This is a genomic window from Emergencia timonensis (genome assembly GCF_900086585.1).
Classification (GTDB): Bacteria; Bacillota; Clostridia; order Peptostreptococcales; family Anaerovoracaceae; genus Senimuribacter; species Senimuribacter timonensis.
The window spans coordinates 1,254,615-1,270,944 of the sequence record NZ_FLKM01000008.1 but is presented as its reverse complement, the minus strand read 5'-3'; the positions used below and the strand labels follow the sequence as shown (position 1 = coordinate 1,270,944).

The window sequence follows — 16,330 nt, the reverse complement described above, 5'->3', positions numbered from 1 at the left end:
TGATGAATTCATTATGAGGCGCCTCCTATTCCACAGCTTCGTTTTAAAAGACCGGCAAATAAATTTGCCGGTCTTTATTTCTATCCTTTATTTCGCTGTTCTATAAGCCTTTGGCGACCACTTCGTATAGATTTTCTTACCATCTATGGTTCTGTAGCCTCTGACTTTATAGTAATATCTAACTCCTTTTTTCAAGGACTTCGTGTTCTTGTAAGTCTGGGACTTCGTGGTTCTCATCAGCTTATATCCGCTGTTCTTTTTGATTGAACGCCATACCTGATAGCCGTCCACTTTGTAACCAGAGCGGGACTTCTTCCACGTCAAAGTGACGGAGCCCTTCCTCGCTTTGGTTTTCAGGCTTATCACTTTGGTTTTCTGCACGCCTGCCTTGGCGATTGCACCCCAATAAGGAATGCTGTCAAAGCGATCTGTGGTGTAGATAAGCCAGCCGTCTTTCATCTCGTTAGTAAAAGCTGCGATTTTGCCGCTGGCATATACGTATTCAGCAGACGATTCAGTCTGCGTCCTTACGCTGACCTTCGCCGTTCCGCCATTAAAATAGTTTATGTCTGCCTTGCCGCTTGTCATTTTAATCTGCACGGTAAATGCTTCACCGTCTTTATCAGTAACTTTTACACCCCATGTTCCGTCGAAATCTCTTTTTGCGGTGAGAAGGAGCGTCTCGCCTTTTGCCTGTGCTTTTATGGCTTTGATCGCTTTTCTATCAAAGGTGATGATAAAGTCGCCGATTTGGTAGGTGAGCTTGCTTGTGCCTGTTTTGATCATAGCGCCTGGCACCTTGACCGGCAGTGAAACCTCCACAGCGTCCGCCTTTGATACAGTACTCTTTGGCTGCGTCTCGATAATCACTTCTTTTGCCTGTTCTTTCTCTATGGCTGCAATCAGCCGATCCGCATCACTGTCACTGACGGTGACAGACTCTACGCCGTCTTTGATAGCACTGTCCTGCTTTAATGTCGTTTTCTCCCCACTGCTGGTTACAGGATTCTTCTCCCCCGGCGTATACGGAGGCACAGAAGTACCCTTTGGTTCGTAGGCGATCGCATAGGTGGAGAACTTATCTGTTTCAAAGGTCAGCGTATGAGCAGATTGATCGTGTGCTGGCACAATGACTTCTGAACTGCCGTTATGCACTCTGATGATCTTGTAATTGCTGCCGTCTCTCATATTTTCTGGGATTGCCACGGTAATGGTAATTGGCTTAACTGCATTGGTCACTGCTTGTGTTACCGGATTGCCAGTAGCTTTGGATATCGTCTTCTCCAAAATAATATCCAGATAGACGCCGATTCTTTGGTTTGCGGTAACTTTTGAATCCACCAGATCCTTGTCAGCCGGATTTGGTTTTTCTTCAACTGACAGAGTTACATCGATTTGAGTAATCTCGTTATTATTGCGCTCTTCATCGGTTACCGCACCGTTAATCAAGTTTTCTTCCGGCGCTGTTACTGCAGGTGCGCCTGGTTTGCTTTCAACCGTTGCATTTGCATTCATACCGCCGACGCCGGGTACTGCAGTCCCGCTATCGAAAGAGCCTCCGTCAATGGCCGTGCCGCCAGTTCCCGGTTTCCCGCTGCCGCCGTCAGAGATGTTGCCACCGTTGCCGCCGATAATGGTCCCATTGCCGTCAATTGATCCACTTTCTGTTTTCGCACCCGTACCGCCATTGCCGCCGTCTTTGCCGCCTGCACCATTTCCGCCGTTACCTCCAGTGACAGTACCATTCACTATTGTACTTCCGCTGGCAGTTGATGTACCAATGCCGCCGTTGCCTCCTGCTGTATTATTGTTTCCCTTGCCGCCTGCGCCGCCACTGACAATGCTACTGGTCCCTACGGTAATTTTTCCGCTATCCGTTTTTGCACCTGTTCCGCCAGTGCCGCCTGTTGTTCCATTGCCGCCGACAACTTTTCCGCCATTTTCTACGGTGATCGTTCCATTTTCGGTTTGAACTCCAGCTCCGCCAATTGCGCCGTTTCCTCCTATAGAGGTGCCGCCGCTAATGGTAGCCTTGCCGTCTCCGCTCATCGCAGCACCACTTCCACCGGTACCGGTTCCCGCACCATTTCCGCCGCTAAGAGTCGTTCCGTCCGTTACAATCACGCTGCCGCTTCCGCTGACTGCGTTGCCGCCTGCGCCATTGCCCGTTCCGTTTCCGCCTGTAATGCTGCCACCGCCAGAAATCGTTACTTTCGTTTCATGGTCCACGACAATGGCGTCTTTTCCGTTTCCACTGTCAGGCTTTACGGTGATATTATTATCATTTAAATCTATGACAACGTCTTTTTCTCCCGTTACATCTTTGTTGATGGCAACGGTATTTTCAAGCTGAATATCCTTGTTGATGACTATTTTGTGATTCTCCTCATCGAAAGTCACATTGCCTTGGCCGAATAGCTTATCCAGTTTTTCCTGCGTTGTTTCACCTGCAGGTGGAATATCACCATCCAGTCCGCCGGAGATTTCGCCCTTCTCATTAATGGTAATCGTCTTTGTCACCGCAGAGGATGCAGCACCGCTGGAATTGACAACCCAAAAGTGCAGATCGTGACTGCCCGCCTTCAGATTAGAGATATCCAGGATTTCAGTGATAGAATCGGTGTCTTTGCCAGGTATAAAATCGCCTAGTTTGATGCCCTCACCGCCGTCGATGTCATAAAACAGGCTTGCCGTCACTCCATCGACATGAGCGACTTTTGCACTGACATTGATACTGAGAGCCTGCTGCTCCGTTGCCAGGGTCAGACTGATCGGAGATGTATCACCGCCTGTCTCCCATTCTGGCGGATCCGACTTTTCTCCTACGCCTAAAATAACGGAATAGGTTTTGCTCTCGCCTGCTTTTAGATTGATATTCTGCCAGGAGAAAGCCATGCCGCTGTCTGTTCCAGAGAGTTTGGTGAAAATATCACCGTCTTTGCTGTAAGTGCCGCTGCTGCTCTTATTTTCTTCAGCCAGCTGATTAAAACAGTTCTTATTTCTGTCAGAATAGTTGCCAAACCAGTAGGTATTCACCGGGGTAACGCCTCCTGCGCCGGCAAAGTACAGATTGAACTGCGCGTTATACGTAGAATTACTTGTGTTATCCTCCACCATTTTCAGACCGATGACCTGTCCATCGGCAGCCTGTATCGCCTCTACGGCAGCTCTGTCATTATCGCCGATTTTCACGTCAGCATGAACGGCAAGCTTGCCGTCTGTAATCGCTCCCCTGTTTGCGGTTACAGTATAGGAAAGCTGCACATAACGACCATCGTTGATAAAGGAAGCCTTTGCGGTAATATTGTCATCTGTCATGTTCTCACTTTGGATTTCATAACCATTGTCGCTATAGGTCGTCTGGATCCAATTGCCATTGTAAAAGCCCTCTACATCTATGATATTTGAGCTGTTTTTAAACGCCATGATACCATTTGCATCTGCAGTATACCCCGCAGGAGGCAAAACCTTGACTCTGCATCCATCCACGTCATTGCTGCTCACACCGCTGCCAGAGGCAGTCCCTGCCACTGCACCGATATTCTTGTAACCGGTGACGCTGCCGCTGACAGTGCAGCCTGTGATCTCCGCATAAGATACAGAGCCTGCGATGGCGCCAACTCTGTGATTCCCAGTGATGTTCACATCTGTAAGTTTCAAATTCCTGACGAAAGCGCTGCTGCCGCTGATGTCGCCGAACAAGCCCTGATAATCCGACGTTGGTTTATCGATGTAAAGGCCGGAGATGGTTTGATGATTTCCGTCCAGTTTGCCTCCAAACGAATTGCTGGAATTGCCTATCGGTGTCCAACTCCCATTATTGCTGCTGCAAATCGAGGAAAGATCTATATTCGCTGTGAGCTTGTAATACTTGCTGTTATACTCTATGTTCCCTGCATTTACCAGATCAGCAAGGGTCTTTAGCTGCGCTGCCGTACTGAGCTGATATGGATCTTGGGCAGTTCCCGTGCCTCCTGCAAAATCCACAGTATATAGGGGCTTAAAAGTGATGTCTGTCCTTATGTCATCATAGTTCTTCCATATGGCATTGCTCCACGTTATGCCGCTGTCCCTGGAGTAAAGCCAGCCTATGGCAATAAAGCCAGGCTTTGCCGGCACGTCAGGCAAAATGATACCAGCGCCGTATTCTGCCCCAGTCGGGTAGGCATCTCCCGAAAGGTTCTGTCCGTTGTCGTCCTGCCAGGAGATCTTTTTATCAATTCCTTTTATGACCAGATTATGTAAGTTGTGGTCAGTGCCTTTTTGCAGTTCATAATTAGTATTTTTTAACGTAAACCTGTCCTTATTAGAATCGTTCACGCCATAGACCGCTATGCTGCCTGAGGAATAATTGCCGCAATTCAGCGTTAACTTGTCGCCAGTGTAATAACTCTGCGTTTCATTGCCATCATTGGCAAACAACTTGCCAGAAGACATGTAGATTGAAGCGTAGCTGCTTCCACTTGTAATGATCGGCAAACCGCTGAGGTAAATTTCACCGCTGTAATTCACAATGCCATTGTCATACATAGAGATCATCGTTCCGCCAGAGATCTTAGTCGTGCCATAGTTCTTAATGCTCGCATAAGATCCCCCTGCCACCTTACCGCCGGAGCCGCAGTCACAGAGGTTTAAAGTTCCGCCGGACTCAACCTCTATGGCCCCGCTTGAAGAATTTGACAAGGTGTTCCCGTTAAGGCAGAGGTTGAGTGTTTTGCCGTTTTTCACTATGACACTGCTTGTGAGAGTGACCTGACGGTCAAGGTAAATATTCCCTTCAAGGGCCCCGCCAGAAAAACTCTGATCTATGGCCGTATAAGCAATGCCGTCATGGGTATGACTGCCCGGCGCGCCGCCGGTCGTCACATTCTCTATGACAACACTGGCCGCATTACTGCCATTCTGCGCAATGGTAATGTCAGTTTTTTCGCCGTCCAAATAGACATCATAGATTCCGCCTGTCGTGGTAACGGTGCCGGAATAGACGCCTTCGCCCTGATGGTTCAGCGGTATTATGTCTGTCTCCTTCGACGATTCCTGGATTTCTACCGTCTTGTCCGAGACAGGCTGCCCATCCTTGTCCTTCAGAGTAACAGAAACCGACCCCGGCGCGCCGCCCAGCCCCGGCTCAAAGCCCTGCAAATAGGGGTAACCGCCGTTTTTAGCAGGGTCAATGGTCCAGGTGCTGTTAAAATCCCAGCCGCTGTAGGTCTTTTGCTGTTTCAATTCTTCGGAAGTTTTACCAAGATCAATTCGCCCGCTGCCTTCCGAAAAATTAGGGGAAAGGGTCTTGTCAAAATAGGTGCTGACAAACTGGCCGTTGTTTACTGCTCCTCCATCACTCCAGCCGGCAATGGGACGCACCTCTCCAATACAGGCGGAATAGCAGTTGGTAATTTCAATGCTGGTCGATTCATTCCAGCCAGAAATCCCCGCAATATCTTTTGTAGTCCCAGTCTTTGTCAGGGAAACTCTGGCATAACAATCGGTCACTGAGGTAGGATAGCTCGCACTATGGGTTGAGCCGAGAATTCCGCTGACGGCGCTTTTTCCCTTGACTTCCCCGGAAACATAGCATCCATTTATGCTGCCGCCCTGGGCATTGCCTGCCATAATAGCCACATCGTTGTCAGTGGAAATTACCTTTGCATCCTCTATACCCAAGTCTTGGATGACAGCAGAGGTACCGATTCTGCCAAAGAGTCCCGCATAGCGAGTACTGGCGTTGACGTTCAAATGATAGATAACGTGACTGTTGCCGTCAAAGGTTCCCATAAACTGATTGTCTTTATTACCTATCGGTGTCCAGCCTCCCGAAAGGTTTATATTAGCAGTCAGCTTAAAGGTACAGCCTTCGGTACTACGCCCGTCATTTACCAAGGTTGCCAGCCGTGTCAGCTGCTCCTGGCTGGCAATGGTATAGACGGTGCCGGAGTTAAAACTGGTTACGCTGCTATTCAATGGAGTTTCTTCGCTAGACGCTGCAAACCCTGTCGATGGAATCAGCGTGACCATCATGCACAGAGACAGAGTCATTACAAGCAGTCTCTGTGCTGCCTTCCCCCTCTCTGTCCGCCAAAGAGACTTTGCTTTCGCGCTGATATTTTTCTTTAACTTATCCATTACTTCTTCTCCCTGCTTTCTTAATTTAAGATGACGCTCAACCTACTTGAACTTTAACTGTGTAGTGGGCATTTCATTTTAGGAAATCGGTTTTCACTTTATTTTACTACATAAAAAAACCGACTCACGTTAATCGTGAAATCGGTAATTTATTTAGGGAAATTTGTATAACTTTTTTCATGTTTAGTCAAAACAACAAAACGGCAGGAATACCTGCCGCTGTCATTGTTAAGGATTAATAGTCCAAATCTTCTTCTGCCCAATCATCAGTTGACCATTCTTCGTCCGGCCAGTCTTCATTGACAAAGATTTTCTTCATGATTCGATCCATGCCGATGACAAGTGTGGTTCCTGCCACAAAGCCGACGCCCAAAATAGCAAGAGCAGCTTTTGCCGCTGTTGAAGGCCCCTGATTTCTGCCCTTATCCGCCTTGTTCGGCTGTAATTTATTGTCTTTACATTTTCCCATTTCCTCTTCCTCCTTTGTGATCGCAAAACGTTTTATTTATATGACCTGGTATTGATATACTCTACAATTAAATTTGCTGCCTGCTCTTCAGATATGTAGCTGCTGTTAATCGCCAGGTTATAATTTGAAAAGTGACCCCATTTCTGGCAGGTATGATAGTTGTAGTAGTTTGCTCTCGCCTTGTCATAGGTCATTACCGTTTCTTTTGCCTTTTCCTCTGGAATGCCATACGTGTCTATACAGCGTTTGATTCGGTCTGCAAGCTCTGCATAGATAAAAATGTTGGTTACGCCTGGCATATCCTTGAGAATATAATCTGCACATCTGCCGACGATAACGCCTTCTCCTGTATCTCCAATCTGATTGATGACATCAAACTGGGTGATGAACAGTTTTTCGTTCACCGAGACAGGCTCGCTCATCATGCCTTCACCGAAGTTCATGGCAGAAGACAAACTATAGGAAAAACTGCTCTTTGCCCTAAGCTCCGCCGTCTCCACGATCTCTCTGGACAACCCGCTCTTTTCTACGGCCATATCGATTATTTCTTTATCATAAAATGGAACACCCAGCTTTTCGGCAATGAGGCGTCCGACGATCCTTCCGCCGCTGCCATATTCTCTGCTTATTGTAACTAGCTTTTTCATAAAAACACCCTTTCTATTATTTTCTCTGTCCTTCCCCTTGTGCTTATTATATATCAAAATGCGCCTAAAGTGAATGGAAATTATGTTAAAATATTTTAGAAATCGAAATTAAAGAAAGTCTTAAGCTAGACCGCAGCCCTTAGCCCAAGGGTCTATCATAGTAAAATAATATGTTGATTCTTCCGTAATTTATGTTAAGATTGAAGAAATTATACGGGAGGTATTTAACCATGAATAAGAAAAACAAAACAGCAAAAATCATTCAAATCATCGCAATTGTAAATGCCGTTTGCGGCTTAGTCCTTGGATTTATTATCGCCTTCGCTGATAATCCAGTTAACTACTACGAATCCATAGGGTTTGTAGGTTTTATTGCCGTTTTTATCCCTGCGGCTATCGGCAGCTTGATATTATATGGCTTTGGTGAAATTATTGAACTGCTTCAAAATATAAAGGACAATACTGATCCCTTAAACAAGAGCATTGATTTACCTGAACTGTAAAACAGGAGGAAATACTATGACAGAGAGATATACACGCATACTATCATTGGATACTATGCTATATCATGAACAATCACCGATTATCTTCAGCAAAGGTGCGTTGTTAGCCGATAACCATAATAAATTATTTATTTTGCAATTGCAATTTGAAAACATTCAGCTCAAACAAATTTCAGCATTGGAAGTTGAAATCATTTGTAAAAATCTAGACAACACTGAACTATATCGATGTAAAAAGACTTATATGGATTTAACAGCTGGCCAAAACGACACCTTTGGTAGTAAAGTTCCTATTATTCTTCAGAACGGTGATGTACGTCGGTTTGAAATTGTTATTCATCAAGTATACTTTAGCGATGAAAGTATTGTAGAACTTAATGTCTCTTTAAATCAAAGCTTCCCAAAAGAATCTATCGATGCATTAGATATAATGAAAGAAACTTTCATCAGATATATTTCAGAAATTAAATCTACTAGCAAGTGTATATTTATCCCAAAGCAGCATAACGGTAGTTGGCTTTGTACTTGCGGCACCATTAATGCCCCTCAAACATCAGCTTGCCGTATCTGCGGAATCAAAAAGGACTTATTATTCTCTGCCCTGGATACAGATTTACTAGTGCAAAAAAAACTAACATATGACCAGGCAGACCGCACAGCACAGTTAGAAAACGAGTCTGTGCGAGATAAACGGATAAAAAAGATCAAGAAAATCTTAATATGCATCGCCATTGCCGTTATCATCCTAGGCGGGTCCGGTTTTTTAATATATCAAAAATTATTATTCCAAGGCAGTCTTACAATGAAGCTATAGCTTGGTATGAAAAAGGACATTACGATACAGCGAAATCTATATTTAAACAGCTCGGAGATTATAAGGACAGTAGTAAACGCTATAAGGAGTGCGCTTACCTGAAAGCCGATGAAGATTATAAAGATGAAGACTACAATGCAGCAAGAGCTGCTTTTGTGAAATTAGGGAATTACAAAGATAGTCCCCAGCGATCAAGTGACTGTGCTTATCTAGAAGTCGTCAAGCTCGGTGAATCTGGTTACTTAAAAGCTGCTCTTGATTATATTAAAGAAACAGATTTGCAAGGAACAAAAATAAACAAACTAAAGAGCGATATAAAAAAGGCCTTAAAATTAAGTAAAAAAGAAAAAACGTTTGTTGGAGACTGGGAGCTTAAGGAAGCAAAGGGTACCTCTATATTGGATGGTAAAGATTTTAAATGGAGCACAGGTCTGGAATCATTTAGAGTTCGGTATATTGTAAGTGACGGAACTCTAAAGCTTGCCGCTTATTCGCAGCACAATACCCCTATACCTGTCTCCTTCACAGAAAATAAAATGACATTTGAGAAAGATTGCCACGATTTTTCCAAAGGTACAGTGATGATGTTTAAGCATAAATCTGCCATCATCACACTGCAAGTAGGCATATACACTTACAAATTTGCCTACGAAAAGTATAATGACTATATCTAACAAAGGCCAATTTGCTCACCATAGGTTGTCAAGACAAAACAGGAGCGTTTCACATCTATCAGAAGCAGCTCCTTTTTTATTAAATAAGAAATGTACTCTGCGCATTTATCCTCGATAAAGCCGTCTCTAGATAGCTCACTTATTCTTACAGCCATATCAAAATGTTCTTTATTATAATTTTTTACAATTCTAAAATAAAAATCACTGTCATCGGTATCTAATAGATATATAGACAAAAAGGAGGCGCATATGACAGAGGAACAATTTGCTCTTCACATAGAAGAAATCAAATACAAATTATATCGAACGGCCCTTTTGTATCTCGGTAACGAGACTCTGGCAGTGGATGCCGTAGACGAGTCCGTATACAAAGCACTTTGTTCGCTGAAGAAGCTGCGGCAGCCGGAATACTTCGACACCTGGATCATCAGAATATTAATCAACGAATGTTATACAGAGTTGAAACGACAAAAACGCCGCGGCAGCTTTGATGAGTTTCCGGAGACAGCAGAAGAAGCTTTTGACCGGTTGCCACTGAAAGAAGCCATCGCAAAGCTGCCGAAGGACTTGAAGGAAGTCATTATTTTAAGATATTTTTCAGGCTATACCTTGGTGGAGACTGCGGAAATCCTGCAGATTCCCCAGGGAACCGCGGCCAGCCGGCAGCGCCGCGCTTTGTCGCTGCTCAGATTAGAATTAAAAGAGGAGGTGTCAAAATGAATCGCAGAGAAGAATACGCCAAACTGCTGCAGGAGCTGGGTCAGCCGGTTCCAGCCTTAGATGGTGCCTTGCAGAGAGCGCAGGCAAGGCGAAAAAGAAGAAACTGGGTCGCAAAGCCCCTGACCAGTTTTGCAGTCATATGTCTGACCTTCGTGCTGGCAGTCAACCTCTGCGCGCCAATTGCAGACGCCTGCTCCAAGATTCCTATCCTCAAGGAATTGGCACAGGCTGTGACCTTCTCCAATTCTCTCTCAGAGGCAGTGGATAACGATTACGTGCAGCCGGTGGATTTGAGAAAGAGCAAAAACGGCGTCTCAATCTCCGTGGAATACTTGATCGTCGACCAGAAGCAGGTCAATATCTTCTTTCGGGTCAATTCAGAAAAATACAGCCATCTCGCCATAGATCCCAAGATCAAAAACGCAGACGGCGGCTTCCTCTCCTGCTCCTATTTCCTCAACGATTGGGATGTAGAGAATGGAAGCCTACAGAGCATCACTGTGGATTTTACAGACCGGGATGTGCCGGACTCTATGGAGATGATATTAAAGCTGTACGACGAGGATGCGCAAAGAGACACACCTGTAGAAGATTCCGAGTTTCCGGATGCGACTTATGACCAGCCTCCATATATAGCCGTCTTTCAGTTTCAGCTACACTTTGATCCTGTATTCACCGCCACAGGAAAGAAGATCCCTGTCGATAAAACCGTGATGCTGGACGGTCAGAAGGTCACTTTTACCGATATCGAAATCTACCCGACGCACATGCGCATCGACATCAAAACCGATACGTCCAATACTGCCTGGCTGGCGAGTCTGGATCTCTACATTCTGGCTGACGGCGGCAAAAAGTTCAAACCCACCGCTAACGGGATAACAGCTTCGGGAAGCACGGAGTCCATGGAGATGAATTCCTATTACTGCGACAGCGCCTATTTTCAGAAGGCAGAAAAGCTTTCCATCGTCGTCACCGGCGCCCGCTGGCTCAAAAAAGACCACTACAGATATCACGTAGACCTACGAACCGGCAAGTCGGAGACGCTGCCCTACGGAATCAAAGTTCTCTCAACCAGGCAGAAGGAAAACCGCTGGAAAATCAGGTTTGACAATACTAAAATGCCAGCAGAACAGTGGATCAGTCATATCTGTGACAGCAACAGGAAGATATACGATATCAACATGCGGGATTCCCTGGGCAGCATCTACTTCGAAGATTATCCCGAAGAGGAAGCCTGGATCGTGCCTTATTATAACAGGGATTGGAAGCCCGATTCGCCAGTAAAGGTGGAAATAAAACAGTAACAAAAACACGAAAATAGCCATTGACTTCCCCTTATGACTGTACTAGAATAGAGTTAGCTTGAACAACGCAGAGCAAAAGTTCAATGCATAACATCACCAAAAAACACGGAGGTGCGACTCCGTGTTTTTTATTTGGCTGACTGCTGCTATTTCTTCCTGTCCAGCCATTTGGCTATGTAGTATGCAATTACACTGCCCATGACAGAAATACTCAATGCAGAGCAAAAATCCAGCATTGCTATCACTTCCTTCCAGCAAACTTACTGAAGGTTCAGCAGTGTCATTATCATATCATACATTTTATGTAAATTAAAGCAATTATTGTAATATTATTCACAAAAAAACAGGAGCAGCTCCCCCTGGGGCATTGCTCCTGTTTCATCTATATCAACCTAATCTTACACTGCTTCTTCTGCCTCTTCAAACTGTGAATTGTACAGATCTGCGTAGAATCCGTTCTGCGCCAGTAGTTCTTCGTGATTACCCTGTTCGATAATGTCGCCGTCCTTCATGACCAGAATCAAATCCGCATTGCGAATCGTTGACAATCTATGAGCGATGATAAAGCTGGTTCTGCCTTCCATCAGATTATCCATGGCCTTCTGGATTCGCTCTTCTGTACGAGTATCTACCGAAGAAGTCGCTTCATCGAGAATCAGCACCCTGTTATCCGCCAGGATTGCTCTGGCGATGGTCAGCAGCTGCTTCTGTCCCTGTGACACGTTGGACGCATCTTCGTTGAGTTCCATGTCGTAACCTCCTGGCAGCGTCCTGATAAAGTGATCAGCATAAGCAGCATCTGCCGCTTTCATCACTTCTTCATCGGTAGCGTCCAGTCTGCCGTAGCGGATGTTCTCCATGATGCTGCCCTTAAACAGCCAGGTATCCTGCAGTACCATGCCAAAATAATCCCGCAGCTCCTGCCGGTTGAAATCTCGTATATCGTGGCCGTCAAGCGTAATGCTGCCGCTCTGTACGTCATAGAAACGCATCAGCAGTTTTACAATGGTGGTTTTGCCCGCGCCAGTCGGCCCTACAATAGCGATTTTCTGTCCCGGCTTTACATCAGCGCTGAAATCTTTGATGATGACTTGTTCCGGATCATAGCCGAACCGGACGTGATCGAATTTGACAGCGCCCTGTGGATTTTCCAGCTTCACCGCATTGGCTACGGTCTGATCCTCCTCCTCTTCGTTGAGGAACTCGAACACACGCTCAGAGGCCGCAGTCATGGACTGCACCTGATTGATGACCTGTGCAATCTGCTGAATCGGCTGTGTAAAGTTCTTTACATACTGGATGAACGCCTGAATATCTCCGATACCGATGGTTCCCTTGATGGCGAGGATTCCGCCGGAGATTGCAACTCCTGCATATCCCAGATTGCCGACAAACATCATAATCGGCTGCATCATGCCGGACAAGAACTGTGATTTCCAAGCCGAGTTGTAAAGGGTCTTGTTAGTATCATTAAACGTATCGATGGTCTCGTCTTCCTTGTTAAAGGCTTTGATAACCAGATGGCCGGCATAGGTTTCTTCCACTTGGCCGTTAATAACGCCCAAGTATTTTTGCTGTGAGCGGAAATGTTTCTGCGAAAATTTCACGACGATGGACATCAAGACGGCCGATATCGGAAGTATGACGAATGCAATCAGCGTCATCAGCGGCGATATGGTCAGCATCATCACGATGACACCGATAATGGTCGCTGTAGAAGTGATAATCTGCGTCACACTCTGGTTCAGTCCCTGCCCAAGGGTATCCACATCGTTGGTAATCCTGGAAAGTACTTCACCATAAGTTCTGCTCTCAAAATACTTCATCGGCATGCGGTTGATCTTCTCGGATATTTCCTTGCGCATGCGATAACAGATTTTCTGCGTCACGCCGGTCATAATCCAGCCCTGAACGAAGGTAAATGCGGCGCTGGCCAAATAAAGCGCCAGTGTAAATAGGAGTATCTGTGCAATTTTGTCAAAATCAATGCCGCCGGTTCCTCCGATCTTTCTCATCAGACCTTCGGCCAGTTCTGTGGTCGCATGACCCATGACCTTCGGCCCCATAACGTTAAACACGGTGGAAGCCGCTGCAAAGATGACCACGACCAAAATCGCAAACTTATATTTGCCAATGTAAGCCAGGAGCTTTTTGAAAGAACCCCGGAAGTCCTTCGCTTTTTCACCAGGCATCATACCTGCGCCCGGACCTCCCATAGGGCCTCTCGGACGCCTTTTCGGCATTTTAAACTCGTGTTCTCTTTCATTACTCATACTAGCTCACCCCCTCTTCTATCCCAAGTTCCTTAGCAGAAAGCTGTGATTTTGCAATCTGCTGATATACCTCACAATTTGCCAGAAGCTCTTCATGGGTTCCCTTGCCGACGATCTCTCCATCATCTAATACCAATATTTGATCCGCATGAAGAATCGTACTGATTCTCTGTGCGACGATGACTTCAGTACAGTCTGATACTTTTGTTTCCAACGCTTTTCTCAATTTGGCGTCCGTCTTCATGTCCAGAGCTGAAAAGCTGTCGTCAAAGACAAAAAGCTTTGGTTCTTTTGCAATGGCTCTGCCGATGGCAAGTCTCTGCTTCTGGCCGCCAGATACGTTGCTTCCCCCCTGAGAAATATAGCTATCATATTTTTCATCTTTCTCTTCGATAAAGTCCTCCGCCTGGGCGATTTCAGCGGCGGTTCTGATTTGCTCATCCGTCGCATCCTTGTTGCCAAAGCGCAAGTTGCTGGCAATGGTGCCCGAAAACAAGACACCTTTCTGTGGTACGAATCCAACTTCCTGACGAAGTTCTTTCATGGAGAGATTTCGAATGTCTTCTCCGTCTAAGGTGATGGTTCCCATCGTCACATCGTAAAATCGAGGGATCAGGTTAACCAACGTGCTTTTTCCAGAACCAGTACTGCCGATGATAGCAGTCACTTTACCCGGTTCTGCCTTGAAGCTGATGTTGTGGAGCACATCTTCTTTTGCATTGGGATACTTAAAGCAGACATCGGTAAATTCCAAAACACCTTTTGGCTCTGTAATCTGTTTTGGCTCTGCTGGGTCCTCAATGGAGGAATGGGTTCTGATGACTTCATCGATACGATCAGCAGCAACGCCTGCTCGCGGCAGCATGATAGACATCATCGTCAGCATTAAGAAGGCCATGACAATCTGCATGGAATATGTGATGAAGGCCGTCATTGCACCGACCTGTAAATCGCCCGTATCAATTCTGTGTGCAGATACCCACATGATGAGGATGACCAGACAGTTCATAATCATCATCATACCCGGCATCATAAAAGTCATCACTCGATTGGTAAACAATTGGGTTTTCTTCAAGTTCTGGTTCGCCACATCAAAGCGTTCCTCTTCTGTCTGCTCACGTCCAAAGGCGCGGATAACGGAAAGGCCCGTCAAAATTTCTCTTGAAACCAGGTTTAATGCGTCCACCAGCTTTTGCATCATCTTGAATTTCGGCATGGTGATGGACACCAGGGTTCCTACAAAGCCGATGATGACGAGAACAGCCAGGGCGATGATCCACTCCATATTGGCGCCTGTCTTTGCAACCTTATAGACGCCGCCCAGTCCGATAATCGGCGCGTAGAGTACGATTCTCAGCATCATCGCCGTAACCATCTGAATCTGCTGTACGTCATTGGTGCTCCTTGTAATCAGCGATGCGGTGGAGAATTTATCCATTTCCGCATTGGAGAAACCGACTACATTGCGGAAGACCTTGCCTCTCACATCCCGTCCGACACCGGCGCCGACTCTGGCTGCCAGGAAAGACACCATCACTGCCGCCGCCAGCATCAAAAGCGCCATCATAAACATCTTCAGACCTTCAGACCAAAGGTAGTTCATCTGTATATCGTCTACATCTAGTCCTGCGGCTTCATTGCAGGATACGGCATATGCCACACCCATGGAGTGCAGGGTTTCTGCACCTGTGGAGGAAATTGTATCCTCCATGGACTTTCTGGACTCCTTCACCATAGAATCATCCATCTGCCCGCTTGCAATCATGTCTTCCATCAAGGGTCTCATGTCAACATAAGTAGCCATATTGCCCTCTTCATCTTCCGCCTTAAAACTGTCTATATCCGTATGCATCAGTTTCTCTATATCGCTGATGGACATATCGTCAATCTGCTCAGCCATAGGCGCGGTCTGAGGATCTTTCTCCATGGTTTCTTTGACCGTATTCTTAAAATCAGCTTCACTCATATGCCCCAGCTGATAGGTCAGCACAATCGATGTCAGCAGCTTGTCATCTATTTCATCCAGTTTCTTTTCGTCTGTAATATTCAGATGATAAACATCTCCATCTTTTGCATAAGCGCTCTGCCAGAGTTCTTTCTCGTCGTCATTCATGAAGATCTGCGCCTCCTTGAACTCCTTTGATGTAATCTTCTCCGGCGTGATGTGCTCTACGCCCCCGTTCTGAATTCCTACGTCTATAATGTCTGAAGTGTATTGCGGCAGCGCCAAGTCACAATATGCCTGCACCATCAACAGCAATACGATCAAAATTATAGTTTTCCAGTAGGGAATCAGATTTTTAAATATTCTCTTCATTCTCTGTCTCTCCCTTCTTGCCCTTATATCTGCGAAGTGCGACCTCCTTTTCAGCGGTATCGAGAAATTCTCTCAAAAAAGAGTTGAGTTTCTTCATATTCTCATCACCCATCCGCCCGAAGACCGCATCTGCAAAATCGTTCATGATTGCGTCTGTCTCACGAAGCACCGCATAGCCTTCATCTGTCACTTCCACATAGGTGTTGCGGCGGTCGTTCCTGTCAACAGATCTGATAATGTATCCCTTCTGTTCCAAAGAGCGAAGGCTTCTGGAAACTGCCGGCGCTGGTACGTTCTTGCACCTGACCACGGTGGATACCTTTACGCTCTTGCCCCTGCTGCGTTCACTGCAGTAATCGATCATCTTGAGAATGCCAAAATCCCCATGATTGATGTCCGGCAGCATTGTGGATATATTCAATTTCCTAAAGGAAGTCATGATATCAAAAAATTCCTTTTGTTCTTCTTTCACCTCGTTCTCCTTTC

11 protein-coding genes are annotated in these 16,330 nt (G+C 45.9%); 5 read left to right on the top strand and 6 right to left on the bottom strand.

Translation table 11 applies throughout. The annotated features are described in order from the left end of the window. Positions 1–87 precede the first annotated feature (87 nt). The 3 genes from BN6539_RS07225 to BN6539_RS07215 all read right to left on the bottom strand — a co-directional run bounded on the left by BN6539_RS07225 (position 88) and on the right by BN6539_RS07215 (position 7,239). The gene (locus BN6539_RS07225; RefSeq protein WP_067535863.1) at positions 88–6,123 is read right to left on the bottom strand and encodes a M26 family metallopeptidase; all 6,036 of its coding nucleotides are present in this window, start codon (positions 6,121–6,123) and stop codon (positions 88–90) included. A gap of 235 nt (positions 6,124–6,358) precedes the next feature. After that, on the bottom strand, positions 6,359–6,592 hold the full coding sequence (locus BN6539_RS07220) for a hypothetical protein (protein ID WP_067535861.1): 234 nt from the start codon (positions 6,590–6,592) through the stop codon (positions 6,359–6,361). Between the two features lie 32 nt (positions 6,593–6,624). Beyond that, positions 6,625–7,239, bottom strand: a complete 615-nt coding sequence (locus BN6539_RS07215; RefSeq protein WP_067535858.1) for a cytidylate kinase-like family protein — start codon at positions 7,237–7,239, stop codon at positions 6,625–6,627. 230 nt (positions 7,240–7,469) lie between these two features. Here BN6539_RS07215 and BN6539_RS07210 point away from each other — a divergent pair, with 230 nt between their 5' ends. From BN6539_RS07210 to BN6539_RS07185, 5 genes are all read left to right on the top strand, one after another. Continuing rightward, positions 7,470–7,742, top strand: a complete 273-nt coding sequence (locus BN6539_RS07210) for a hypothetical protein (protein WP_067535849.1) — start codon at positions 7,470–7,472, stop codon at positions 7,740–7,742. 16 nt (positions 7,743–7,758) lie between these two features. After that, a complete protein-coding gene (locus tag BN6539_RS07205) occupies positions 7,759–8,556 on the top strand; it encodes a hypothetical protein (RefSeq protein ID WP_067535840.1) in 798 nt (265 codons plus the stop codon). Next, on the top strand, positions 8,463–9,230 hold the full coding sequence (locus tag BN6539_RS07200; protein ID WP_148484461.1) for an outer membrane protein assembly factor BamD: 768 nt from the start codon (positions 8,463–8,465) through the stop codon (positions 9,228–9,230). The genes BN6539_RS07205 and BN6539_RS07200 overlap by 94 nt, the downstream gene beginning before the upstream one ends. Positions 9,231–9,479: 249 nt before the next feature. Continuing rightward, positions 9,480–9,950 (top strand): sigma-70 family RNA polymerase sigma factor, encoded by a 471-nt coding sequence (locus BN6539_RS07190; RefSeq protein WP_067535829.1) that lies wholly within the window; start codon positions 9,480–9,482, stop codon positions 9,948–9,950. Further along, entirely contained in the window at positions 9,947–11,254 is a 1,308-nt protein-coding gene (locus tag BN6539_RS07185) for a DUF4179 domain-containing protein (protein WP_067535827.1), read from the top strand. The genes BN6539_RS07190 and BN6539_RS07185 overlap by 4 nt, the downstream gene beginning before the upstream one ends. 398 nt (positions 11,255–11,652) lie before the next feature. On the opposite strand, the gene BN6539_RS07180 is transcribed toward BN6539_RS07185, so the two are convergent. Genes BN6539_RS07180 through BN6539_RS07170 form a run of 3 tightly spaced genes read right to left on the bottom strand, consistent with a single transcriptional unit; the run spans position 11,653 to position 16,316 of the window. Beyond that, positions 11,653–13,527 (bottom strand): ABC transporter ATP-binding protein, encoded by a 1,875-nt coding sequence (locus tag BN6539_RS07180; RefSeq protein ID WP_067535824.1) that lies wholly within the window; start codon positions 13,525–13,527, stop codon positions 11,653–11,655. Between the two features lies 1 nt (position 13,528). Then, positions 13,529–15,844 carry an ABC transporter ATP-binding protein gene (locus BN6539_RS07175; protein WP_067535820.1) on the bottom strand — a complete coding sequence of 772 codons (2,316 nt, stop codon included), beginning with the start codon at positions 15,842–15,844 and terminating at the stop codon, positions 13,529–13,531. Then, positions 15,828–16,316: a MarR family winged helix-turn-helix transcriptional regulator gene (locus BN6539_RS07170; protein WP_067535816.1), complete on the bottom strand. Its 489-nt coding sequence runs from the start codon at positions 16,314–16,316 to the stop codon at positions 15,828–15,830. The genes BN6539_RS07175 and BN6539_RS07170 overlap by 17 nt, the downstream gene beginning before the upstream one ends. Between the last annotated feature and the right edge of the window lie 14 nt (positions 16,317–16,330).